At 66.0% G+C, this 23,672-nt stretch carries 20 protein-coding genes; 7 read left to right on the top strand and 13 right to left on the bottom strand.

What is annotated here, in order from left to right:
• Positions 1-73 precede the first annotated feature (73 nt).
• Positions 74-1,060, top strand: a complete 987-nt coding sequence (locus JMY28_RS07700; RefSeq protein WP_201695324.1) for a helix-turn-helix domain-containing protein — start codon at positions 74-76, stop codon at positions 1,058-1,060.
• A gap of 47 nt (positions 1,061-1,107) precedes the next feature.
• Here the strand turns inward: JMY28_RS07700 and JMY28_RS07695 are convergent, their stop codons facing one another.
• The 6 genes from JMY28_RS07695 to JMY28_RS07670 form a co-directional block, all read right to left on the bottom strand.
• Positions 1,108-1,857 (bottom strand): CoxG family protein, encoded by a 750-nt coding sequence (locus tag JMY28_RS07695; RefSeq protein WP_201695323.1) that lies wholly within the window; start codon positions 1,855-1,857, stop codon positions 1,108-1,110.
• A gap of 31 nt (positions 1,858-1,888) precedes the next feature.
• Positions 1,889-2,254, bottom strand: a complete 366-nt coding sequence (locus JMY28_RS07690) for a DUF427 domain-containing protein (RefSeq protein WP_201695322.1) — start codon at positions 2,252-2,254, stop codon at positions 1,889-1,891.
• Positions 2,255-2,556: 302 nt separating this feature from the next.
• A complete protein-coding gene (locus tag JMY28_RS07685; protein WP_201695321.1) occupies positions 2,557-3,063 on the bottom strand; it encodes a carboxypeptidase-like regulatory domain-containing protein in 507 nt (168 codons plus the stop codon).
• 198 nt (positions 3,064-3,261) lie between these two features.
• Positions 3,262-4,767: a DegQ family serine endoprotease gene (locus JMY28_RS07680; protein ID WP_201695320.1), complete on the bottom strand. Its 1,506-nt coding sequence runs from the start codon at positions 4,765-4,767 to the stop codon at positions 3,262-3,264.
• 136 nt (positions 4,768-4,903) lie between these two features.
• The gene (locus tag JMY28_RS07675; protein WP_201695319.1) at positions 4,904-6,205 is read right to left on the bottom strand and encodes an ATP-binding protein; all 1,302 of its coding nucleotides are present in this window, start codon (positions 6,203-6,205) and stop codon (positions 4,904-4,906) included.
• 88 nt (positions 6,206-6,293) lie between these two features.
• Positions 6,294-6,956, bottom strand: a complete 663-nt coding sequence (locus JMY28_RS07670) for a response regulator (protein WP_201695318.1) — start codon at positions 6,954-6,956, stop codon at positions 6,294-6,296.
• A gap of 420 nt (positions 6,957-7,376) precedes the next feature.
• On the opposite strand from JMY28_RS07670, the gene dacB reads away from it, so the two are divergent.
• The 3 genes from dacB to JMY28_RS07655 all read left to right on the top strand — a co-directional run bounded on the left by dacB (position 7,377) and on the right by JMY28_RS07655 (position 11,934).
• Positions 7,377-9,080: a D-alanyl-D-alanine carboxypeptidase/D-alanyl-D-alanine endopeptidase gene (gene dacB, locus JMY28_RS07665; protein WP_201695317.1), complete on the top strand. Its 1,704-nt coding sequence runs from the start codon at positions 7,377-7,379 to the stop codon at positions 9,078-9,080.
• Between the two features lie 320 nt (positions 9,081-9,400).
• Complete coding sequence (locus JMY28_RS07660) at positions 9,401-10,378, top strand: sterol desaturase family protein (RefSeq protein WP_201695316.1); 978 nt, start codon at positions 9,401-9,403, stop codon at positions 10,376-10,378.
• Positions 10,379-10,554: 176 nt separating this feature from the next.
• Positions 10,555-11,934 (top strand): SGNH/GDSL hydrolase family protein, encoded by a 1,380-nt coding sequence (locus JMY28_RS07655; protein WP_201695315.1) that lies wholly within the window; start codon positions 10,555-10,557, stop codon positions 11,932-11,934.
• Between the two features lie 109 nt (positions 11,935-12,043).
• Here JMY28_RS07655 and JMY28_RS07650 read toward each other — a convergent pair whose 3' ends face one another.
• From JMY28_RS07650 to JMY28_RS07620, 7 genes are all read right to left on the bottom strand, one after another.
• On the bottom strand, positions 12,044-13,090 hold the full coding sequence (locus tag JMY28_RS07650; RefSeq protein WP_201695314.1) for an L-threonylcarbamoyladenylate synthase: 1,047 nt from the start codon (positions 13,088-13,090) through the stop codon (positions 12,044-12,046).
• Between the two features lie 26 nt (positions 13,091-13,116).
• Positions 13,117-14,334, bottom strand: coding sequence for a 5-(carboxyamino)imidazole ribonucleotide synthase (locus tag JMY28_RS07645; RefSeq protein ID WP_201695313.1), 1,218 nt, complete (start codon positions 14,332-14,334; stop codon positions 13,117-13,119).
• A gap of 56 nt (positions 14,335-14,390) precedes the next feature.
• Complete coding sequence (gene purE, locus JMY28_RS07640; protein ID WP_028205944.1) at positions 14,391-14,909, bottom strand: 5-(carboxyamino)imidazole ribonucleotide mutase; 519 nt, start codon at positions 14,907-14,909, stop codon at positions 14,391-14,393.
• A gap of 41 nt (positions 14,910-14,950) precedes the next feature.
• The gene (locus JMY28_RS07635) at positions 14,951-15,841 is read right to left on the bottom strand and encodes a phosphoribosylaminoimidazolesuccinocarboxamide synthase (RefSeq protein ID WP_201695312.1); all 891 of its coding nucleotides are present in this window, start codon (positions 15,839-15,841) and stop codon (positions 14,951-14,953) included.
• A gap of 217 nt (positions 15,842-16,058) precedes the next feature.
• Positions 16,059-17,123 (bottom strand): class II fructose-bisphosphate aldolase, encoded by a 1,065-nt coding sequence (fba, locus tag JMY28_RS07630; RefSeq protein ID WP_028211757.1) that lies wholly within the window; start codon positions 17,121-17,123, stop codon positions 16,059-16,061.
• A 411-nt stretch (positions 17,124-17,534) separates the two neighbouring features.
• Positions 17,535-18,971 carry a pyruvate kinase gene (pyk, locus tag JMY28_RS07625; RefSeq protein ID WP_201695311.1) on the bottom strand — a complete coding sequence of 479 codons (1,437 nt, stop codon included), beginning with the start codon at positions 18,969-18,971 and terminating at the stop codon, positions 17,535-17,537.
• Between the two features lie 432 nt (positions 18,972-19,403).
• Complete coding sequence (locus JMY28_RS07620; RefSeq protein ID WP_201695310.1) at positions 19,404-20,603, bottom strand: phosphoglycerate kinase; 1,200 nt, start codon at positions 20,601-20,603, stop codon at positions 19,404-19,406.
• 495 nt (positions 20,604-21,098) lie between these two features.
• Between JMY28_RS07620 and JMY28_RS07615 the strand changes: the two genes are divergently transcribed.
• The 3 genes from JMY28_RS07615 (at position 21,099) to waaF (ending at position 23,637) form a co-directional block, all read left to right on the top strand.
• Positions 21,099-22,022 (top strand): branched-chain amino acid transaminase, encoded by a 924-nt coding sequence (locus JMY28_RS07615; protein WP_201695309.1) that lies wholly within the window; start codon positions 21,099-21,101, stop codon positions 22,020-22,022.
• A gap of 60 nt (positions 22,023-22,082) precedes the next feature.
• On the top strand, positions 22,083-22,277 hold the full coding sequence (locus JMY28_RS07610) for a zinc-finger domain-containing protein (RefSeq protein ID WP_028205950.1): 195 nt from the start codon (positions 22,083-22,085) through the stop codon (positions 22,275-22,277).
• A 334-nt stretch (positions 22,278-22,611) separates the two neighbouring features.
• Complete coding sequence (gene waaF, locus JMY28_RS07605; RefSeq protein WP_201695308.1) at positions 22,612-23,637, top strand: lipopolysaccharide heptosyltransferase II; 1,026 nt, start codon at positions 22,612-22,614, stop codon at positions 23,635-23,637.
• The last annotated feature ends 35 nt before the right edge of the window (positions 23,638-23,672 follow it).

Below are 23,672 nucleotides of genomic sequence, written 5' to 3'. Positions count from 1 at the left end.
GAGCCCGCCCACGCGACAGTGGCCCGGATGACAACTTTCGCTAAAATCGGGCCATTCCTCCTCGGTGCTCGTCATGGTCGCTACTTCTCGTCAGACTCCGTCTTCCGCCCCGCTGCGCGTCGCCGTGATCGCCTTCGACCGCATCAGTCCGTTCCATCTTTCCGTGCCTTGCGTCGTGTTCGGCGAAGACCGCAGCGAAGGCGGTGTGCCGCCGTTCGAACTCGCCGTCTGCGCGGCGGAGCCCGGCACGCTCACGACCACGGCAGGCTTTACGATCGGCGCGCCGCAGGGCCTCGACGGGCTGCGCGGCGCGGACGTGATCGTCGTGCCGAGCTGGCGCGACACCCACGAAGCGCCATCCGCCGCGCTTTGCGAGGCGCTTCGCGAAGCGCACGTGAGCGGCGCGATCCTCGTCGGGCTATGCCTCGGCGCCTATGTGCTCGCGCATGCGGGCCTGCTGGACGGCCGTCCGGGCACCACACACTGGGCCGCCGCCGACGATTTCGCGCAGCGCTTTCCGGCCGTGCGCTTCGATCCCGGCGTGCTTTATATCGACGACGGCGACCTGCTCACCTCGGCGGGCACGGCGGCGGGACTCGACTGCTGCCTGCATCTCATGCGGCGCCTGTGCGGCTCGAACGCCGCGAATTATGTGGCCCGCCGGCTCGTCGTGCCGCCGCATCGCCAGGGCAACCAGGCGCAGTATGTACAGCAGCCGGTCGCGGCGGCCGGGCGCGGCGACCGTCTGCCAGGCCTGCTCGACTGGATTCGGGCCCACCTCGACGCGCCCCACACGCTCGATTCGCTCGCACAGCGCGCGCTAATGAGCCGACGCACTTTCACGCGCCAGTTCCGTTTGACGACGGGGTCGACGGTGAGCGCCTGGCTGCTCGGCGAGCGCCTCTCACGCGCGCAGCAATTGCTCGAAAGCACCGATCATCCGATCGACGCGATCGCCCAGCGCGCGGGCTTCGGCTCGGCCGCGTCGCTGCGTCAGCATTTCGTGGAGGCGTTCAGAATTTCGCCGTCGGCGTGGCGGCGGGAGTTTCGGGGGGCTTAAGTAGTTCGATGGGCGGCGCAACTTGCGCGCGCCGCCCGCCGCCGAATTCAGGTCGCGGTAAACCAGCGCGCCGCATAAAGCAGCAACGCGACGAAAAAGATCATCGCTGCCCACGCCCAGTACGGCATGGCGTGCGGCGACGGCTCGTGATGCAGGGTGCTGGCCGCCCGGCCCGAGAGCGTCCCGCCAGCATGGTGCTGCGGCAGGATATGCGCGCGCCGGGCGAAACCGGCGAGGTTGATCGGCCGCAGGAACACATGTTGCCGGCGCGGCTGCTCGCCCGCCACGCGGTTGGGCGCCTGGCCGTGCTTGGCCGCGACCACAGCGCAGAACTCCGTGAAGAAGTCGTCGGCGAGTTCGTGCAGGGCGTTCTCGATCTGGCGCGGCGGCAACTCGGACAGCGGCCCCGTGAGCGTGGCCCACACCGAGTAGTCGATACGCGTGTTCGCGTCCTTGTCCGTACCCGGCTCCTTCGCCGTGGCGCGCTCTTCCGGGCGCAATGCGACGTCGATCTGTCCGCGCAGCGAGCCGATGCCGTCCGCGCGGGCGCGAAAGCTCAGCACGCGGCGTGGTGTGAGCGGTACTTGCGCCGTGTCATTGGAAATGTGGGCACGCACTTCGTAGCGTGCGCGCAGCGGCCCGAGCGGCACCGTGAGCGTGATCGCGTATTCGCCGGGGCCGAGGCGCCGGAACGACTCGCAATGCTCCATGCTCGCGCGCACGAGCGCCACGTCCTGCAACGCCGCCCAGACGGCGGCGGGTTCGAGCGGAATTCTCAGCGCATCTTTCAGTTCCATGGCGGCTCCCCTTTGCAAGCTACCGGCCAATTCAAGAGGTCTGGTCGATCCGGTCCACGCGGGTCGCGTAAAACGCCAGATAGCCCTTGATGCCGCGTGCATCATCCAGCGGCGCTTCGTAGCTCCAGGCCGCGTCTTCGACGCGCCCGTCTTCGGTACGCAAATGGAAATACGTCGCCTCGCCCTTGAATGGGCAATGCGAGGTGTGTCCGGAGCGTTCGAGTCGCGCCATGTTCACGTCGGCGCGCGGAAAGTAGTAGACGTCGGGGTAGCCGGTTTCGCGAAGGGTAATGGCATGCAGCGTGTCGGCAATGGTGATCCCGCCATGAATCACGCGCACACGGTGACGGTTCGCGACGAGGTCGATGCGATGGACCGCATCCGGTTCGACCGCCATGTTCGGCTCCCTGTTGGTAGGCGGCGCCTGTGTGGCGCCGTGCCCTTGCCGGGCGGCAGGCCGCACCGGGTCGCTTGGCACGCAGCCACGATGGCGCGTGCCGTGCAATTCCACGGGTGGCCGCTCGCCGGTCGCCGCCTCGATCGCTGTATCGACGACAAGCGCACACGCTCGCGCAACGCCGGAGCGATCGCGGGCCTCCCCTCGGCTTCATTATCGGCCAAACTCGCCCAGGCTGCGTGAATCTTATGCGCGGCGCGCGTGCGGCAACGCCCCAACGCGCGCCTGCCCCGCGGTGCGGCTTACCAGATGAACGCCGCCCGCGCGCTGCCGTTCGAGCCCACCGTCACGGCGCTCGTCTTGTCGACGCCCGCATGGCTCACATGCACGCTGTAGCGGCCCGGACGCACCCTGACGAGCATGTAAGGCCCGCGGGAAGTCGTATCGAGCACGCTCGCGCCATGCGAGTCGGTGATCTGCACGCGCACGTCCGCGACGTACTCGCCGCTACGCTGGGTGAAGCGCAACGCAAGTGGCCACTGGCGCTCCGCGCCGAGCAGCGCCTTGGATTCGTCGAGACCCACGCCGCCGGAGACGAACGATACGTCGCCCTGCTGCTGGACTTGCGGCATGCCGCCGCCGTTGGTGTTGCCGGCGCTGGTGTCGTCGGTGGTCGTGCCGCCGACTGTGCCCGACGCATCGGCTTGCTGCGCTGCCGCGCCGCCCGCGTAGCCAAACGCAAGGGTGGCCGCGAGGATCGTCGCGTAAGCGGTGAGATGGACGGGGCGCGAATTGCGGAAACTCTTCATCGATCGCTCCTTTCAGGTTGTCCGATGTAGTGCTTGCGCAAGGCGCATGCCCGAGCGGCGCGCATAGACAGTTTTGTGCGCCCAAAAACGCCGCTGCCGCCGGGGCCAGAGGCCAACGGCGGCAGCGCAGGAACAACGTATTGAAACCTGCTCTCGCCGCGAATCCGGCGCACGGAGCCGGATTCGCGGCATCAGGGATCAGCCGAGATCGACGGGCACGAAAATCTGTGCGTCGTCTCGCTGGATCAGGAGCGCAATGCTGTTGCCAGCTTTGGAGACCATCTGCTTGAGTTGATCGGCGCTCGTAACCGGCCGGCCATTCACGGCGAGAATCACGTCGCCGGGCTGGACGCCCGCATTTTCGGCGGCGCCGCCCGCCTGCTCGACGAGCAGGCCGTGATCGAGCGAGCCGTTGCTCTTCTCTTCCGGCGTGAGCGAGCGCACCGCGACGCCGAGACGTCCCTGCATCTGCGCTTGCGGTGCGTCGTTCGACGCCACCTTCGCGTCGCCCAGCGCGCCGATGGTCGCAGTGAAGTCCTTCGTGCTCTTGTCGCGCCACACCTGAACATCGGCCTTCGTGCCCGGCTTCATGCCCGCGATGAGCGAAGGCAGATCCGACGATTCGTCCACCGCCTGGCCGTTCACGGACAGGATCACGTCGCCGGGCTTCAGGCCCGCCTTCGCGGCCGGACCGCTCGCGTCCACCGAACTCACCAGCGCGCCGTGCGGCTTGTCCATGCCGAACGAGTTGGCGAGCGTCTGGTTCATCGACTGCACCGCGACGCCGAGACGCCCACGGCTCACGTGGCCGGTCTTGACGAGATCGTCCTTGACCTTGATCGCCTCATTGATCGGGATTGCGAACGAAAGACCCTGGAAGCCGCCCGTCTGCGAGTAGATCATCGAGTTGATGCCGATGACTTCGCCCTGCAGATTAAACAGCGGGCCGCCCGAATTGCCGGGGTTCACCGGCACATCGGTCTGGATGAACGGCGTGTAGTTCTCTTCAGGCAGCGAGCGCGACTTCGCGCTGATGATGCCCGAGGTCACGGTGTTGTCGAAGCCGTACGGCGAGCCGATCGCCACCACCCACTGGCCGACCTTGCTCTGGCGCGGATCGCCGATCTTCACGGTCGGCAGATCCTTTGCGTCGATCTTGAGCACGGCGACGTCCGACTGCTTGTCCGCGCCCACGACCTTCGCCTTGTACTCGCGCTTGTCGGTGAGCTTCACCGTCACGACGTTGGCGCCTTCCACGACGTGCGCGTTCGTGAGAATGTAGCCGTCCGGGCTGACGATGAAGCCCGAGCCGAGGCTCGCGCTCGGCTGGTCCGCCTGCGGGCCGTTATCGCCGCCGCCCATGCCGGGCGCACCGCCGTAGAAGTGCTTGAAGAACTGGTAGAACGGATCGCTCGGATCGATCGGCAGTTGCTGCGGACCGCTGCCGCCGCTGCGCATCGCCGTCTGCTTCACGACGTGCTTCGCGCTGATGTTGACCACCGCGGGCCCGTAGGTTTCCACGAGACCCGAGAAGTCGGGAATGCCCGTCTTGGCTGCGGCTTCGGCGGGCATCATGGCCGCGGCCTGCGCCTGCGAGATAACCTGCGGGGCAGGCAGATCACGGTGCCCTGCTACGTAGCCCGCCGACAACGCGACGACCACGGCGGCTGCCACGGCACTGCGGGAAATAACTTTTGTATTCATTGCGGACTCCTTGCGCGGGGTACTCATCACGACGTAACGAAGAGTAAGCCGTGTCGCTTAAAGGAGTCTTAATTACGCAGAAATAGCAAAAATCGCGCAAACGCCCGCGCGGCGGGCATTTGCGGGCGATGAAAGCTCAAAACCGCACGTCCACGAGCAGGCCGCCGGCGGGGGAATCGCCCAGCGTGATGGTCGCGTCGTGCTGGTCCGCGATTCGCCGCACGATAGCGAGTCCCAGGCCCGTGCCGGCGATATCGGTGCGCGTGCGGTTCACGCCCGCGCCCACGCGATAAAAGCGATCGAACACGCGCGCGCGCTCGTCCTCGGGGATGCCCGGTCCACTGTCCGCGATGCGCACGCGCGGATGGCCGTCCACGACGGCGAGGCTCACGTCCACGCGGCCGCCTGCGGGCGTGTATTTGGTGGCGTTGTCGAGCAGGTTGTTGAGCATTACGCGCAGTGCATCGGCGTCGCCATGCACGCTCGCCGCGGCGCTTTCCTCGATGCCGAGATCGACGCCGCGCTGCTGCGCGAGCGGCGCATAGTTGAGCACGCAATCATCGAGCAGTGCATGCAGGTCGACGTTGCGTGCGCGCGCATGGCCATCGGGCTCGGAACGCGCGAGCGCGAGCAGTTGCTCGGCAAGACGCGTGGCGCGCGTCACACCTGCCTGCAGATCGTCGAGCGCTTCGCGGCGCGTTTCATCATCCTTTGCGCGCGCAACGAGTTGCGCCTGGATCTGTACGGCCGCCAGCGGCGTGCGCAACTCATGCGCGGCGTCCGCGACGAAGGCCTTTTGCGTGTCGATGGCCTGTGCGAGGCGTTCGAGCAACGCGTTCAGCGCATGCACGAGCGGCGTGACTTCGCGCGGTAGACGCTCTTCGGGCAGCGGGTCGAGCGCTTCGGGATGACGCGTGTCGAGCGCGCGCGCAACGCGCGAGAGCGGCCTGAGCCCGCGCCCCACCATGATCCAGACGGCGATGCCGAGAAACGGCAGCACCACGATGAGCGGCCAAAGCGTGCGCAATGCGACGTTCGCGGCGAGCCGGTTGCGCACGGAAACGGGCTGCGCGAGCTGCACGACATTGTCGCCGACGATTGCGCCGTACACGCGCCAGTCGCCGCGATCGGTTCGCTCCGTCGAAAAGCCGAGTTCCGCGCGCGGCGCGAGCGGCGCGCGCGGATGCGAGTAGTACATGAGCACGCCGTTGCGATTCCAGATCTGCAGCACGATGCCTTCGTCGCCGGTATCGCGCGAACTGAGGATCTCGTTGAATGGCTCGGAGGGCAGCGCCTCGGCGATTTCCTGCAGCTGGTAGTCGAACAGCTCGTTGGCTTCGGCGAGCGCCTGGCGATAGATCAGCCAGCCCGCGAGCCCCACGCCCGCGACGACGATCGCGAGCAGCCAGAACAGCAGTTGTCGTCGGATGGAACTCATCGGCTAAGCAGGTCTCCCTGTCGATCCGGAGTTAGCGCTTCAGCGCTTACTCCGGTCTCCCATGCAAGGCCGCGCTTCATGTGCGGCATCATGCGTCTTTGGCGATCATGTAGCCGAGGCCGCGCACGTTACGGATCAGATCGGCCCCGAGCTTCTTGCGCAGCGCGTGAATATAGACCTCGACGGTATTGCTGCCGATCTCCTCGCCCCAGCCGTACATCTTCTCTTCGAGCTGGGATTTCGAGAGCACCGCGCCCGGACGCGCGAGCAGCGCTTCGAGCAGTGCGAATTCGCGCGCTGAGAGCGCAACGGGCGAGCCGTCCTGCGTGACCTGATGCGAGGCCGGATCGAGCGTGATCGAGCCGTGGCGGATGGTCGAATCGCTGCGGCCCGACTGGCGGCGGATCAGCGCGCGCATGCGCGCGCCCAATTCGTCGAGATCAAAGGGCTTGATGAGGTAATCGTCCGCGCCGGCGTCGAGACCCTTCACGCGATCGGCCACGGCATCGCGCGCGGTGAGGATCAGCACGGGCAGCGCCGCACCGCGTGCGCGCAGTGTGCGCAGCACGTCCAGGCCGTCACGGCGCGGCAAACCGAGATCGAGCAGCATGAGATCGTAAGAATCGGCGCTCGCGGCCGAAAGGGCGGCGTCGCCGTCTTCGACCCAGTCGACCGCAAAGCCTTCGCCGCGCAGCGCCTTGCGCACGCCTTCGGCGATCATGCGGTCATCTTCGACTAGCAGTATGCGCATCGTATTGTTGGCGGGGCGGCGACGTTGCGCCGCGCTGCGTGAATGGGTGACGATGCGTGCATTCTAGCGCCTGAGCAGGGGCGCGGCGCCGCTGCCGCACGTAGCCGGTCGCGATGCAAGGGCTCGCGTCGCGGACAGTCTTTGAACCACGCTACGCAATGTGCAACGTTTTCTCGCCTGCAATGCGCGCGCGCGGCGCGAGATCTTTACAATGTGCGCTTTTGCGGCGCTTCACTCGTGATTCGGCCGCGATGCGCGCGAGCCGGCTTCCGTACAACGCTCACGCGAGCGCATCGCGTGTGCACCACGAATCACACGCCGCCCTAATTTACGCATCCGCGCGCAGCACCGGCGAGTCCCGTCTTTCCGTGCGCCGCGCCCGGCCCTTGCACTGCCCCCGCACTCGCCCGAACGCTTTTCATGCTGCCCGCTTCGCTGTCCCGCCTACGCTCCTTGCTCAGACTGCCTGCCTCGCGCACCGACCGCACGCATTTCGCCGCCGTCACATCGCGCCTGCCCAAACCGCTCGCCCTCGCGTTGGCTTGCGCCACGCTCGCCGCGAGCCTCGCCGCCGCGCCGGCCGCGTACGCGCAGCCCGAAGGCGCGCGCGTGCCCACGGTCAACGTGACGACCGTGCTGCCGCCCACCGTGATGGCGGGCCTCGAGCGCGCGCACGTGCCGCTCTCGTCGGTTAGCGTGGTGATCGAAAAGGTCGGCGACCGCCAGCCCAGCGTCGCCGTGAACGCCGGCCAGCCCATGATGCCCGCCTCGACGATGAAGCTCGTCACGACGTGGAGCGGCCTCGCGATGCTCGGTCCCGACTATCGCTGGAAAACGAGCGCCTATACCGACGGCGAAATCGATACGAGCGGCACGCTGCACGGCAATCTGTATATCAAGGGCACGGGCGATCCGAAGCTCGTGCCCGAAGAGCTGATCGACCTCGTGCAGAAGATTCGCGCGGCGGGCGTCGCGCGCATCGACGGCTCGCTCGTGCTCGACAAGAGCGAATTCGATCCGTCCACGCGCGACCTGCCCTCGTTCGATGGCGACGATAGCGCGCCCTACAACGTCGGCCCCGATCCGCTGATGTACGCGTTCAAGTCGGTCTCGTTCACGTTCTCGCCCTCGCGCGAGGGCGTATCGATCGACGTGGTGCCGCCCGTTGCACAGTGGCAGATCGACAACCAGATCCGCGAGCGCGCCGGCGCGTGCGGTGGCATGCTGCCAAGCCCGCAGGTTTCGCCCGGCGGCAACGGTGTCGTCACGGCGAGCTTCGCGGGCAGCTACGCCATGCGCTGCGGCGAGCGCACGCTTAACATGGCCGCGCCCGTGGACCACAGCACGTTCTTCGCGGATGGCTTCCTCGCGCTTTGGCAACAAACGGGGCAGCAAACGGGACAGCAGGGCGGCAGCTTGTTCGCCACGCCCGCCGGCGCGGTGCGCGAAGGCGTCGTGCCGCCGCGCGCGCGTCTTCTCGCGGTGCACCAGAGTCCGCCGCTCGCGGACGTCGTGCACGACATCAACAAGTTCAGCAACAACGTGATGGCGCGCAATCTGTTCCTCACGCTCGGCGCCGTCGAGGGCAAGCCGCCTTCGACCACGGCCAAGGCCGCCACGGCCGTCAACACGTTCTTGCGGCGCAGCGGCCTGAACATGCCCGAACTCGTGCTCGACAATGGCTGCGGCCTCTCGCGCGAAGAGCACATCAGCGCGCTCTCGCTCGCGAATCTGCTGCAGAACGCGAACGCGAGCCCGGTCGCGCAGGTGTTCATCGACTCGCTGCCGATCGTCGGCGTGGACGGCACGATGCGCAACCGCCTCACCAACGCGGGCGTGGAAGGCAACGCGCATATCAAGACCGGCACGCTGCGCGACGTGCGCGCCATCGCCGGTTACGTGGCGGCCGAAAACGGCGAGAGCTGGATCGTGGTGAGCCTTATCAACGATCCGCGCGCCGAGTCCGCACGCACCGCGCACGACGCGCTGCTCGAGTGGGTCTACAAGGGCATGCCCGAAGAGAAGCCCGTGTACGTCGAGCCGCATCCCAAACGCGCTGCGAAGGAGTCGAAGGTCGCGAAAGCGACGCACAAGGCTCCGGCCAAGCGGCGCGGCGCGCATTGACGCGGCGCTGAGCGCACGCTATTTGCACACGGTTTGCATGCTGGGCGCGCGCCGCGGACCTGTCCCCGCGCGCCTCGCCCGAGCCCGATTCGATGCGCCGGGCTCGAAGTTTTCCTCTAGCAAAGCGCCGCCCGTCTTGGGCGCGAGGCGTGTACCCTGACGGGCAAAGGCCGAAGGCGCGTCACAATAATCTGTCAAACGCGTACGGCAATCGAGCCGCGCGCCCCTGAGAACGCGCCCCAACGCGGCCGAAAAGACACGAGACTACAACCGCCGCGCTGCCCGCCAGCGCCGCCCACGGGACAAGGAGGACGACGTTCGTGCAGTTCGACGCGCAATGGCTGCTGCTTGCCCTCGCCCCCGTGTTTCTCGCCTGCATCGCCTGGGAAGCGTGGCATCTCTCCCGTACGCGGCCGCGCGTTGCATCGAACGATACCCCCGACAGCGCCCGCTACGCCTGGCCCGATACGCTGTGCAACGCCGCGCTCGCGCTCATGCACCAGGGCGCCGACAAACTTGCATGGCTCGTGGCGATCCCCGTCTATGCCTACGTCTACCGGCACTTCCGGCTCGTTTCGTGGCAGCCGGGCCTCGTCGCGTGGTTCGCGCTCTTTATCGCGCAGGACCTGCTCTACTACGTCTTTCACCGCGCGAGCCATCGCGTGCGCTGGCTCTGGGCCGCGCACGTCGTCCATCATTCGTCGGAGCGCCTGAACTTCTCGACGGCGTTTCGCCAGAGCCTCATGTATCCCGTTGCGGGCATGTGGGTGTTCTGGATTCCGCTCGCCATGCTCGGCTTCACGCCGGAACAGATCGTGGCGATCGTGCTCGTCAATCTCGCGTTCCAGTTCTTTGTGCACACCCAAACGATCAGCAAGCTCGGCTGGCTCGAATACGTGTTCAACACGCCGTCGATGCATCGCGTCCATCACGCGCGCAACGCACGCTATATCGATCGCAATTACGCCGGTGTGCTCGCGATCTGGGACCGCATGTTCGGCAGCTATGTCGAGGAGGACGCTCACGACGCGCCCGATTACGGCATCGTCAAGCCGCTTGCGTCATGCAATCCGCTCAAGGCGACGTTTCACGAATGGCTCGCGATGGCGCGGGACTTCGCGCGCATGCCCGACTGGCGTTCGCGTCTCGCCGCGTTATTCGCACCGCCGGATTGGTGCGAGCGCCACGACGCGCTGGGCCTCGCGTCCGCCACATCGGCGGCATCGGCGACGGCGGGTACACGCTGCGGCGTGCCGGAAAACAACACCGAGGGTGAGTTCGGGTCGCGCAGTAGCTGAGAGATTGCGTAGTCTGTCGGCCTTGGCCCCGACCCTGGGCCGCAGCACGCAGGGGGTTGCATGCAAGGCCGACGATCGAAAAGAACATCGACAACGGGCGCTCGTGCCACGAGCACCCGTTGCATGAGTAGGCAGGCATGGCATCAAAGGCCACACACAGAGGAGATGAAGTGAATATGAAGCATCAAGGACCGAGACACCGTACGCTGTTGCGCGCCACCCAGATCGCTGCTGCGAGCGCCGCCTTTGCGCTGCTCGCCGCCTGCGGTGGCGGCAGCAGTGGGAATAACAATGCGAGCACGCCGCCGCCGTCGGGCGTCAACCTGCAAGTGGTGGCGTTCGGCACGAGCTTGACCGACGCAGGCACGTATTCGGAGCAGATTCTGCCGGGCTTCGGCGGCGGCCGCTTCACGACCAACCCGGGCGAAGTCTGGGCGCAGCATGTGTCCGAGTACTTCGGCAACACGCTTTCGCCGGCCTTCGAAGGCGGCTTCGGTGTGCCGCTCACGGCAACGGGTGGTCTCGACTACGCGCAAGGCGGCGCGCTGGTGACGGGCGGCGGCGTTGCGAATACCAGCGCGGTGATCCCCGCCGCGAGCGAGCAGCCGGTTACGTGGCAGCTCCAGCAGTATCAGGCGCAGCACGGCAGCTTCAATTCGAATCAGCTCGTGCTGGTGGAAGGCGGCGCGAATGAAATCCTGAACCTGCTGGACGTGCCTGCGGGCGGCACCACGACGAACCTGAGCTTGTTCGGCGACGCACTCGTCGCGAGCAATTTTTCGGCCGTTGTCGCGGCGAACGGAGCTGCCGCCGTCCAGACCCTGATGGGAGAGGGTTTCACGCAGGCTCAGGCTACGGCGCTCGCGCCCGCGGCCGTCGCGCTTCAGCTCGCAGATAAAAATGCGGCCTTCTCGTCGATCGCCTCGGTCCTACAGGCTGCGGGCACGTTGGGCGGGATCGTCAATCAGCAGATCGTCCCCGGCGGTCCGAAGATCGCTGTCGTGACGGTGCCTGATATTGGCGTGACGCCAGCGGCGCTGAAGGCCGATGCTGCCATCGGCGCCACGCCGGGCTCCGCGAACTCGGCCGATCAGGCGCTCTCGCTCATCTCGGCGATGTACAACCTGACGCTGATCCAGACGCTCTCAGCCAATATTCAGGCGAAGAAGGTCGTGCTGGTCGACACGTTCTCGTGGATCGATCAGTCGGTCAAGAACGCGGCAAGCCTCGGCTTCACCGTGACGAACACGGACACGGCCTGCAATCTCACGGCAATGACGAACAGCGCGACGAACTATGCGATCGCCAACCCGCAGGCAACGCTCGGGCTGAATCCGGCCACGACGCCGCAAGCCACCATCAACGCCTACGCGCAGGTGTACGGCCAGAACTTCGGCAGCTCGCTGTTCTGCTCGCCGCAAACGCTGACGACGCCCAACGCGCCCACGACCTACATGTTCGCGGATCTCGTGCACCCGAGCACGGCGCTGCACTCGCAATTTGCGACGTTCGTCGAAACGCAGCTGGCTGCTGCGGGCATCGGCAAGGCGCCGTGATAAACCTCATCTGAGGCGCGCACCTGATCTTCCGGTGCAAGAAAAAACACCCCGCGGACCGTCAGGTGCGCGGGGTGTTTTCATTGAACGCGAGAAAGCGTAATCCGCCCTACTGCTGCGCCTCGAACGCCGCCGCCGCCCGCCCCAACCGGTCGTTGACCGCAATCCATTCGATTGTCTCGGGCAGCTTCTCGATGAGAATGCGCGAGACATTCGCGCGATCGAGCACGCGCAGCAAGCCATACAGCTCACGCGCATATTCCTGCGGCTCTTCCGGCGCGGCAACGAAATGCACGCCCTGAGCCTGCACCCAAACGCCCGCTCGCGAGGCGCGCGCCACCAGCGCCACCGTTTCGCCAGCAACGCGCGCCGCCGCAAGCAGCGGCTCCAGCGCCTCGAACGGCAGCAGCGCGAGCGGCGTGCGCGGCGCGTAATGTGCCTTGAGCGTGCCCGAGGCGCGCGGCGCCGTGGCGTCCGAACCGTCGGGCAAGCGCGGCGCCTCGCCCAGCACGCGGGCGATGTCGTGCGGCGTCACATGGCCGGGCCGCAGCAACGCGGGAAAGCCGCGCGAGAGATCGAGAATCGTCGATTCGATCCCGACGTCGCATGCGCCGCCATCGAGCACATGCACCGCCGCGCCAAATTCGTCGCGCACGTGTTGCGCCGTGGTCGGACTCACATGGCCGAAGCGGTTCGCCGAAGGTGCAGCCACGCCGCCATGGCCCCCGCGGCGTGCAGAAAACGCGGCCAGCAACTTCTGCGCAACCGGATGCGACGGGCAGCGCAGTCCCACCGAATCCTGCCCGCCGCTCACGGCGGCATCGATGCGTTCATGGCGTTTGACGATCAACGTAAGCGGACCGGGCCAAAAGGCGTCGACAAGCTTCTGCGCCGCCTCGGGCCACTCCGCGGCCCAGTACTGCGGGTCGCCGCCGGGCGGCAGATGCACGATCACCGGGTGGTTTGCCGGCCGCCCCTTGGCCGCGTAAATACGCGCGACCGCCTCGGGGCTCGCCGCATCGCCGCCCAGACCGTAGACGGTCTCCGTCGGGAACGCGACCAGTTCGCCCGCGTCGAGCAGCGCGGCGGCGTGCTCGATATCGGCGTCGGTCAGATGCGGCGTGCCTTCGTGCGGCGCGTTTTGCTGATCGGACATGGCATCACTCAACTTCGGGCCCAACCTCAGCTCGTGACGATGTGCAGCAGGCGCGCGCAGTCGCGTGCGGCCGCGCGCGCTTCGTCGAGCGTCGGTGCGGTGAAGTTCACGTGGCCCATCTTGCGGCCCGGACGCGCGTCTTCCTTGCCGTACAGATGCAGGCGCGCGGCCGGCATCGCGGCCACCTGGTCCCACGGCGGCGTGACGGGCGCGGCGCCCTTCTGGGGCTTCGCCTCTCCCACGGCACAGGGGAACCACACGTCGCCGAGAATGTTGAGCATCACGGCCGGCGAGTGCTGGCGCGTGTCACCGAGCGGCATGGCCGTCATGGCGCGCACCTGCTGCTCGAACTGGCTCGTGGCGCATGCATCGGTCGTGTAGTGCCCCGAGTTGTGCGGGCGCGGCGCCATTTCGTTCGCAACGAGCGAGCCATCTTCGAGGATGAAGAACTCCACGCACAGCACGCCCACGTAGCCAAGCTTCGCCGCGATCTGGATCGCGGCCTGCTGGGCGTGCTGCACGAGCACCGGGCTCGCGTCCGGTGCGGGCACGATGGTGTGCGACAGCACGCCGTTGCGGTGCGTGTTCTGCGCAAGCGGATACACCACCGCCCCGCCGTTCGCGCCGCGCGCGATCAGCGCGCTCACCTCGAACTTCAGCGGCAAGCGCTTTTCCAGCACGCAGGGCACGCCGCCGAGCGACGCATGCGCCTCGCGCACTTCTTCGGCGTTCGAAACGCGAATCTGGCCTTTGCCGTCGTAGCCCATGCGCGCGGTCTTGAGAATGCCCGGCAGCACGGCGGCGAGCGCCGCGTCGTCGATGCCGGCGAGCGCCTGCGACGACTCGATCACCACGTGCGGCGCGACCGCCACGCCAGCCGCCGCGATAAAGCGCTTCTCGGCGATGCGGTCCTGCGCCACTGCCACGCAGCGCCCGGCCGGGCTCACGAACGTCGACTTCGCAAGCGTGTCGAGGCTCGCCGCGGGCACGTTCTCGAATTCGGTCGAGATGGCCGCGCACAGGCGCGCGAGTTCGGTGAGCGCGGCTTCGTCGTCGTAGGCGGCGCAGATGTGGCGGTCGGCCACGGTGCCCGCGGGGCTCGTCGCGTCGGGATCGAGCACGGCGACGCGGTAGCCCATCGCCTGCGCGGCAAAGCAGAACATGCGGCCGAGTTGGCCGCCACCCACCATGCCCAGCCAGGCGCCGGGCAGGATCGGTGAAACCGGAGAGTTGTCAGGAGTCATCTTCGTGGTCGGCCGCGGGATGGCCGCGGCGCGTGGGGACGATCAAAGCGGAACGATCAAAGCGGGGGCAGCACCATGGCGTGCGCCGCTTCGTTCTGGCGCACGCGGAACGCCGCGAGCTTGTTCGCGTATTCGGTGTTCGTGACGCTCAGGATCGAGACGGCGAAGAGCGCGGCATTGGCCGCGCCCGCCTCGCCGATGGCGAAGGTCGCGACCGGTACGCCCTTGGGCATCTGCACGATCGAATGGAGCGAATCCACGCCCTTCAGATACTTGCTGACGGCCGGCACGCCCAGCACCGGCACCGTGGTCTTGGCTGCCAGCATGCCCGGCAAATGCGCCGCGCCGCCTGCGCCCGCGATAATCGCGCGCAGGCCGCGCTCGCGCGCTTTTTCCGCGTACTCGAACATCTCGTCGGGCATGCGGTGCGCCGAGACCACCTTGGCCTCGTACGCGACGCCGAACTCCTGCAGGATCGCGACCGCGTGCTTCATCGTGTCCCAGTCGGAGCTGGAGCCCATCAACACGCCGACGAGCGGCGCCGCATGCTGGTGAGCCGTCTGAACTTCGCTCATTGTGCTTCCTTCTTCCCTCTATTTACTTTGCGCGCGCTCGCTTAGGCGAGCTTTTGACCCGTGAGACGCTCGAGCGCCTCCTGATACTTCGCTGACGTCTTCGCAATCACTTCGTCGGGCAGCTTAGGCGCCGGCGGCTCCTTCTTCCAGTCCTGGGTTTCGAGCCAGTCGCGCACGAACTGCTTGTCGAACGACGGCGGGTTCGAGCCCACCTGATACTGGTCGGCCGGCCAGAAACGCGACGAGTCGGCGGTGAGCGCCTCGTCCATCAGATAAAGCTGGCCGTGGTTGTCGAGACCGAATTCGAACTTCGTGTCGGCGATGATGATGCCGCGCGTGGCCGCGTAGTCGGCGGCTTCCTTGTACAGCTTGATCGAAATTTCCTTGATGGTGCGCGACAGCTCGGTGCCGATGCGGCGCTCCATGTCTTCGTATGTGATGTTCTCGTCGTGGTGGCCCATTTCGGCCTTCGCTGCCGGCGTGAAGATCGGCTCGGGCAGCTTCTGCGCGTTCTGCAGGCCCGGCGGCAGTTCCACGCCGCACACGGCGCCCGTTGCCTGATAGTCCTTCCAGCCGCTGCCGGCCAGATAACCGCGCACCACGGCTTCGACGAGGATCGGCTCGAGGCGCTTCACCACCACGGCGCGGCCCTTGACCTGATCGACTTCGTCAGCGGCCACGACGGTTTCAGGCGCCACGCCCGTGAGGTGGTTCGGCACGACGTGCTTGAGCTTTTCGAACCAGAAGTCGGCCATCTGGTTGAGCACCTCGCCCTTACGCGGAATCGGCTCGCCCATGATGACGTCGAACGCCGACAGACGGTCGGTGGTGACGATCAGCAGCTTGTCGTTGCCCACGGCATAGTTGTCGCGGACCTTGCCGCGGCCGAGAAGCGGCAGCGAGCGGAGCGTGGATTCGTAGAGGGTAGACATCGTCGTGATTCGCTAAAAGGACAATCGAAACGGAAACGGATTCGGTCCAGAATCGCGGTTGCAACCGCGGCAGGAAACCGTAAAACCGAAGGTATTGCGAGGGTAAACCAAAAACTGGCAAATTTCCCGGAAAAGCCCATCGCCGTTCCCCCAAAACAGGCGGAAACGGCGATGTTTTTACGACTTCGGGCGCATAGCGCCTAACGCAGATACTCGCTTAGCGAACGATCTGCGCGAGTTCGCCCGACTTGTACTTTTCGGCGATCTTGTCGAGCGAGACCGGCTTGATCTTGCCAGCCTGGCCTTCGCAGCCGAACGCGAGGAAGCGGTCCACGCACACCTTCTTCGCGGCTTCGCGAGCCGGCTTCAGGTAGTCGCGCGGGTCGAACTTCGACGGGTTTTGATACATATAGCGACGGATCGCGCCGGTGATCGCCAAACGCAGGTCGGTGTCGATGTTGATCTTGCGCACGCCGTGACGGATGCCTTCCTGGATCTCCTCCACCGGCACGCCGTACGTTTCCTTCATGTCGCCGCCGAATTCGCGGATCTCGGCCAGCAGTTCCTGCGGCACCGACGACGAACCGTGCATCACGAGGTGCGTGTTCGGAATGCGCGCGTGGATTTCCTTGATGCGCTGGATCGACAGAATGTCGCCCGTGGGCTTCTTGGAGAACTTGTACGCGCCGTGCGAGGTGCCGATGGCGATGGCCAGCGCGTCGCACTGGGTGAGCTTCACGAAGTCGGCGGCCTGCTCCGGATCGGTCAGGAGCTGCTCGCGCGTCATGGTGCCTTCCGCGCCGTGACCGTCTTCCTTGTCGCCCTTCATCGTCTCCAGCGAACCGAGCACGCCCAGCTCGGCTTCGACCGTCACGCCGATCGAGTGCGCCATTTCCACGACCTTGCGCGACACATCGACGTTGTACTCGTACGATGCGACCGTCTTGCCGTCGGCTTCGAGCGAGCCGTCCATCATCACGCTGGTGAAACCGCTGCGGATCGCTGCCATGCAAACCGCAGGCGACTGGCCGTGGTCCTGGTGCATCACGACCGGAATATGCGGATACGACTCGACAGCGGCTTCGATCAGGTGCCGCAGGAAGGGCTCACCCGCGTACTTACGCGCGCCGGCCGATGCCTGCATGATCACCGGCGAGCCAACCTGGTTCGCCGCTTCCATGATCGCCTGGACCTGTTCCAGGTTATTCACGTTGAACGCCGGCAGGCCATAACCGTGTTCAGCCGCGTGGTCGAGCAGTTGACGCATTGATACGAGAGGCATTGTTGCTACTCCTTTGATTTGAAACGAATTTCTTCTGCCGCCGACTGTCTTGCGCAGCCGGTCGAGGGCGGCCTGGCAGCCGCCGCCCGCGTGACCTGCCGCGGGCTCAATGGCGTGATTTTATCGCGAAGCGGGTGCGTTCCCGGCGCCAGGCACGTAACTGGCATGAAATTGGCGTATCGGAGCGTCAAAACCGCGAGAAGGTGCAAAAAGAGTTGACAGCCCGCGCGCCGCTTCTTCGGCGTACGGACTGCAATTACGGGGAAAAAACGTCTAAATGGTACCGATCTGGCGCCGATCTGATACCAATGTGATACCAGTCGACGCCAGCGGGCTTTATTTTCGGGAGTCTCGAAAATAATGCGAAAGAAATCGCCGCGAGACTACAGTCCCGCGGTTAAAGCATCGCAGTTAAAGCACATCTCCCACGCGCACGATTTTCAGCGTGTTCGTGCCGCCAGGCTGCCCCATCGGCTCGCCCACCGTCAGCACGACCATATCGCCGCGCGCGGCGTAGCCCTTGCTGACCACCACTTCGATGGCTTGCTGAAGCGCCGTGTCGCGGTCGGTGCTGGTATCCAGATGCAGCGGCGTGACATTGCGGTAGAGCGACATGGCGCGCTCGCTGCCCGCACGCGGCGTGAGCGCGAAGATCGGCACGTGGGTCCAGTGACGCGACATCCACAGCGCGGTCGAACCCGATTCCGTGAGCGCGACGATCGCCTTCGCGCCCAGGTGGTAGGCCGTGAACAGCGCGCCCATGGCGATCGACTGGTCGATGCGCGTGAAGGTGCGATCGAGGAAGTCCTTGTCCAGCTCGGACTGCTCCGACTTTTCGGCTTCCAGACAGATCGCGGCCATGGCCTCGATGGTTTGCACCGGGTACTTGCCCGCCGCCGATTCGGCTGAGAGCATCACGGCGTCCGTGCCGTCGAGCACGGCGTTGGCGACGTCCGAGACTTCGGCTCGCGTGGGCACCGGCGCGTGGATCATCGACTCCATCATCTGCGTGGCCGTGATGACGAGCTTGTTCGAGTCGCGCGCCATGCGGATCATGCGCTTTTGCAGCGCCGGCACGGCGGCATTGCCGACCTCCACGGCGAGGTCGCCACGGGCGACCATGATGCCGTCCGACGAATCGAGAATTTCCTGCAGCGCCGGAATCGCTTCGGCGCGCTCGATCTTCGCGATCATTTTCGGCTTGATGCCATACGGCGCGCCCGCGATGTTCGCGAGCTGGCGCGCCATTTCCATGTCGGTGGCGTTCTTCGGGAACGACACGGCGACGAAGTCCGCGCCCAGCGACATGGCTGTGCGGATGTCTTCCATGTCCTTCGCGGTGAGCGCGGGCGCCGTGAGGCCGCCGCCCTGGCGGTTGATGCCCTTGTTGTTCGACAGGTCGCCGCCCACACGCACGATCGTATGGATCTCGCTGCCGATCACGCGCGCGACGTCGAGCACGATCAGGCCGTCGTTGAGCAGCAGGATGTCGGCCGGCTTCAGGTCGCGCGGCAGGTCCTTGTAGTCGAGACCGACGCGCTCGTCATTACCGAGTTCGCATTCGGCGTCGAGGATGAACGGCTGGCCCGGTTCGAGCGTCGTCTTGCCGTTCTCGAATTTGCCGACGCGAATCTTCGGGCCTTGCAGGTCCGCCATGATCGCGACTTCGCGGCCAGCCTGGCGGGCGCATTCCCGCACCATTTCAGCACGCTGACGATGGTCGTCGGCGGTGCCATGCGAGAAGTTGAGGCGCACCACGTCCAGTCCTGCGCGGATCATTTTCTGCAGGATGTCCGGCGTGCTGGAAGCCGGACCAATGGTGGCGACAATCTTGGTGGCGCGATGCATGAGTCTCCTCGTCTGGATAGGATCGCTGGGAAAACCGTTGCTGCGAGAAGTGCTGGCCGGCTGCGCCGCGAGTGCGGACGCGCCGGAACGCGCACCGGGTGTACCCGGCGTCGCTTTCTTGGAGGGCGCCGCGGGGCTCACATGAGCTGCGGCGCTTTTTACCTGCGTAGTTGTATTCGGTTCGGGCGTGGCTGTGCGCCCTGCCGGATTCTGTGCGGCTGTCGATTCAGCAGTCGACTGCGTCGCCGCAAGGTCCGTTTCAGCAGCAACAGCGGCGGCGGGCGTCGCGTCCGCCCTCGCCTTATCTGTTTCTGCATGGGGCGCTGCGCGCCCCTTCTGTTTTGCTGCGGCCCCGGCTGCGCTGCGCGACTTCTGTGCAGCAGCACGAGGAAGTTTGTTCGTGGCCTTCCCGGCCGGGGCGCGCGGCGCCACTTAGCCAGCCGCCCGCGTTTCGAGCACTTCCACCGCTGGCAGCTTCTTGCCCTCGAGGAACTCGAGGAAGGCGCCGCCGCCGGTGGAGATATAGCTGACCTTGTCGGCAATGTTGTACTTCGCAATGGCCGCGAGCGTGTCGCCGCCGCCAGCGATCGAGAAGGCACCCGAGTTGGCAATGGCGTCCGCGAGCGTCTTCGTGCCATTGCCGAACTGGTCGAACTCGAACACGCCGACCGGGCCGTTCCACACGATCGTGCCGGCCTGCGCGAGCTGCGCGGCGAGCGCGTTGGCGGTGACCGGGCCGATGTCGAGAATCATGTCGTCGTCGGTCACGTCGGCCACGTTCTTCGTCTCGGCCTTGGCCGTCGGCAAGAATTCCTTGGCGGTCACGACGTCGGTCGGGATCGGCACCGATGCGCCACGCGCGCGCGCCGCATCGATGATGGCCTTGGCTTCGTCGACGAGATCCGCCTCGGCAAGCGACTTGCCGATCTTCAGGCCCGCCGCCAGCATGAACGTGTTGGCGATGCCGCCGCCCACGATCAGCTGGTCGACCTTCTCGGCCAGCGACTTGAGGATCGTGAGCTTGGTCGAAACCTTGGAGCCCGCCACGATCGCGACCAGCGGGCGCTTGGGCGCGCCGAGCGCCTTGCCGAGGGCGTCGAGTTCCGCTGCGAGCAGCGGGCCCGCGCAGGCGACGCTCGCGTACTTCGCGATGCCGTAGGTCGTGGCTTCGGCGCGGTGCGCCGTGCCGAACGCGTCGTTCACATAGATATCGCAGAGCTTCGCCATCTTTTGCGAAAGCTCGTCCGAGTTCTTCTTCTCGCCCTTGTTGACGCGGCAGTTTTCGAGCAGAACCACATTGCCCGGCTCGACGTTCACGCCGTTTTCAACCCAGTTCGCGACCAGCGGCACGTCGCGGCCAAGCAATTCTGCGAGGCGCTTCGCGACCGGCGCGAGGGAGTCTTCGGGCTTGAACTCGCCTTCGGTCGGGCGGCCCAGGTGGGAGGTGACCATGACGGCCGCGCCGGCGTCGAGCGCGGCCTTGATCGCCGGCACGGAGGCGCGCACGCGGGTGTCTTCGGTGATGTTGCCGTTGTCGTCCTGCGGCACGTTCAGGTCGGCGCGGATGAATACGCGCTTGCCCTTCAATTTGCCTTCGGAGATCAGATCGGAAAGACGCAGAACCTTGTTCATGGGCATGTCATCTTGATGGTGGGAAGGCGGTGGCAAGGCGATGCGGCGCCGCGGGCCTAATTTTTTGGCGCGGCAAGACGTGCTCGACGGCACGGCGCGGGATCCGGTCTGACTGTCTCGGGTCGCGGCTCCGGGTCGCTGCTCGTCGCTGGCACGAGCCGGCATCGAATTGCGAGATCGGTATTTTAGCTGATAGCCAGGACGATCTGAGACGTGTCCAGGCGAATCTCCCGTATTTGGGCAGACGCTGCTCGCCGGGTGGGCCTTCGCGGGGTTTGCTGCAGCGCAACATGCGCGCAGGCCGAAAAAAATTCAACCGACCCCGGCGCGAAACGACCCTAAAATCGCCCGAAAACCCCGTCCCACGCGCCCGCGGGCGCGCTGGAGGGCGTCAAATGACGCTAGAATAATTGTCTTTGCCAACCGCAGCCACGCGGCACGCGGCGAGGCCCCCTGTATAAGCCCGATATTTACTGCACTTGTCTGGAGAATCGTATGTCAATGGCCGACCGCGACGGCAAGATCTGGATGGACGGCAAGCTGATTGATTGGCGCGACGCCAACATTCACGTGCTGACCCACACGCTGCACTACGGCATGGGTGTTTTCGAAGGCGTACGCGCCTACAAGACCGCCGACGGCAGCACCGCCATCTTCCGCCTCGCCGAGCACACCAAGCGTCTGCTCAACTCGGCCAAGATCTTCCAGATGGACGTGCCGTTCGACGCGAAGACGCTCGCCGACGCACAGCTCGAAGTCGTGCGCGCGAACAAGCTCGAGTCGTGCTATATCCGCCCGATCATCTGGGTCGGCTCGGAAAAGCTCGGCGTTTCGGCCAAGGGCAACACCATTCACGTGGCTATCGCCGCGTGGCCGTGGGGCGCATATCTCGGCGAAGACGGCCTCGCCAAGGGTATCCGTGTGAAGACGTCGTCGTTCACGCGCCATCACGTGAACGTGTCGATGGTGCGCGCCAAGGCTTCGGGCTGGTACGTGAACTCGATCCTCGCGAACCAGGAAGCCACCGCCGACGGCTACGACGAAGCGCTGCTGCTCGACGTGGACGGCTATGTGTCGGAAGGCTCGGGCGAGAACTTCTTCCTCGTCAACAACGGCAAGCTGTACACGCCGGACCTCTCGTCGTGCCTCGACGGCATCACGCGCGACACGGTCATCACGCTCGCGCGCGACATGGGCATTCAGGTGATCGAAAAGCGCATTACGCGCGACGAGGTCTACACCTGCGACGAAGCGTTCTTTACCGGCACCGCCGCCGAAGTCACGCCGATCCGCGAGCTCGACAACCGCACCATCGGCAGCGGCTCGCGCGGTCCGGTCACGGAGAAGCTGCAATCGGCCTTCTTCGACGTCGTTTCGGGCAAGAACGAGAAGTACGCGCAATGGCTCGCGAAGGTCTAAGAAAGAACGGTCTGGGCGAACCAACGCCTGGCCCCCACAGCTACACAGAGAATCGTCCTCATGAGCGAAATTAAGGAAATGCCGCTGGTCGAACTTTCGGCCAAGGATCTGCCCGCTTACTGTCCGAATCCGTCGATGCCGCGCTGGAGCAACCACCCGCGCGTGTTCCTCGACGTGACGCACGGCGAAGCGAAGTGCCCGTACTGCAGCACACGTTACAAGCTGCGCGCGGGCGAGGTCGTCCACGGCCACTGACGCGTCGCGAGGCTCGCGCCAGAACGGCGCGAAGCCGCGTTCACGTCATTTTCGTTCGCGGGACATGGCCGCCGAGTGAGGACACCTCGCGCGTGCGGCATTCACCGTGCTTCACTGCCCGTCGCGCGCCGCCATGAAAACGGCGGCGCACCGCGGGCTTTACGCACATCGCCACGAAGCACCAGGCCGCATCTTGCGCTAACGCCCGCCGGTACGCCGGCGGGACGTCACGCTAACCGCTTCGTTGACTTAACTGTGTTTCACGCGCCGGCCCCGATTTCCCAACACGGTCAAGCCGCGTGCAACCTTTACCCTCTCCGGACCCTGACTCCCAATGCGCCGCGCGCTGGTAATCGCACCGAACTGGATCGGTGACGCTCTGATGGCGCAGCCGCTTTTTTCGCGGCTCGTGAAACTGCACCCGCGCATTCAGATCGATGCGCTCGCGCCAACCTGGGTTGCGCCCGTGCTCGAGCGCATGCCCGAGATCCGCGACGTCTACGCCACCGACCTCGGCCACGGCAAGCTGCAACTGCTGCGCCGCTGGCAACTGGCGGGCGATTTGCGCGCCGAGCGCTACGACGCCGCCTACGTGCTGCCCAATTCGCTCAAGTCCGCGCTGATCCCGTGGCTCGCCAATATCGGGCTGCGCATTGGCTATACGGGCGAGAACCGCTACGGCCTCTTGAACGTGCGCCATGCGAATCCGCCGAAGGACGAGCGCCCGCCCATGGTCAGGCACTATGCCGCGCTCGCCTACGCGCCCGGCGCGAGCGTGCCCGACGACCTGCCGATGCCACGCCTCGAGTCGGACCCGAACGAGGCGTCGCGCGTGTCGGCGCGCTTCAATCTCGATACGCGCGTGCCGCTGCTCGTGTTCTGCCCCGGCGCCGAGTACGGTCCCGCCAAGCGCTGGCCGCCGGAGCATTTCGCGGCGCTCGCGAAGATGGTGGGCCAGTCGTTCCCGTACACGCAGATCGTCGCGCTCGGCTCGCCGAAGGACGCCCCGCTAGCCCAGGCCATTGCCGATCGCGCGCCGAACGTGCGCAACCTGTGCGGGCAGACCGCGCTCGGCGAAGCGTGCGCGCTGATCTCGCGCGCGAACGCCGTGGTCACCAACGATTCGGGCCTGATGCACGTGGCCGCCGCGCTGCGCCGCCCGCTCGTCGCGCTTTACGGGTCGACGGATCCGCGCCACACGCCGCCCTTGTCCGAGCTTGCAAAGGTACAATGGCTGCATCTCGAATGTAGTCCCTGCTTTGCGCGCGAGTGTCCGCTCGGGCATCTAAACTGCCTGCGCGAACTGAGCCCGGAGCAAGTTTTCGGCGATCTACGCGGCATGCTGCTCGGGCAGCGTTAGGAACCGCCAGGCAGCGACAGGAAGCCGCCGACATC

The sequence above is a fragment of the Paraburkholderia hiiakae genome (assembly GCF_904848665.1).
GTDB lineage: Bacteria > Pseudomonadota > Gammaproteobacteria > Burkholderiales > Burkholderiaceae > Paraburkholderia > Paraburkholderia hiiakae.
Note: the sequence above shows the minus strand (reverse complement) of the source record. Positions and strands in the feature narration are given on the sequence as shown.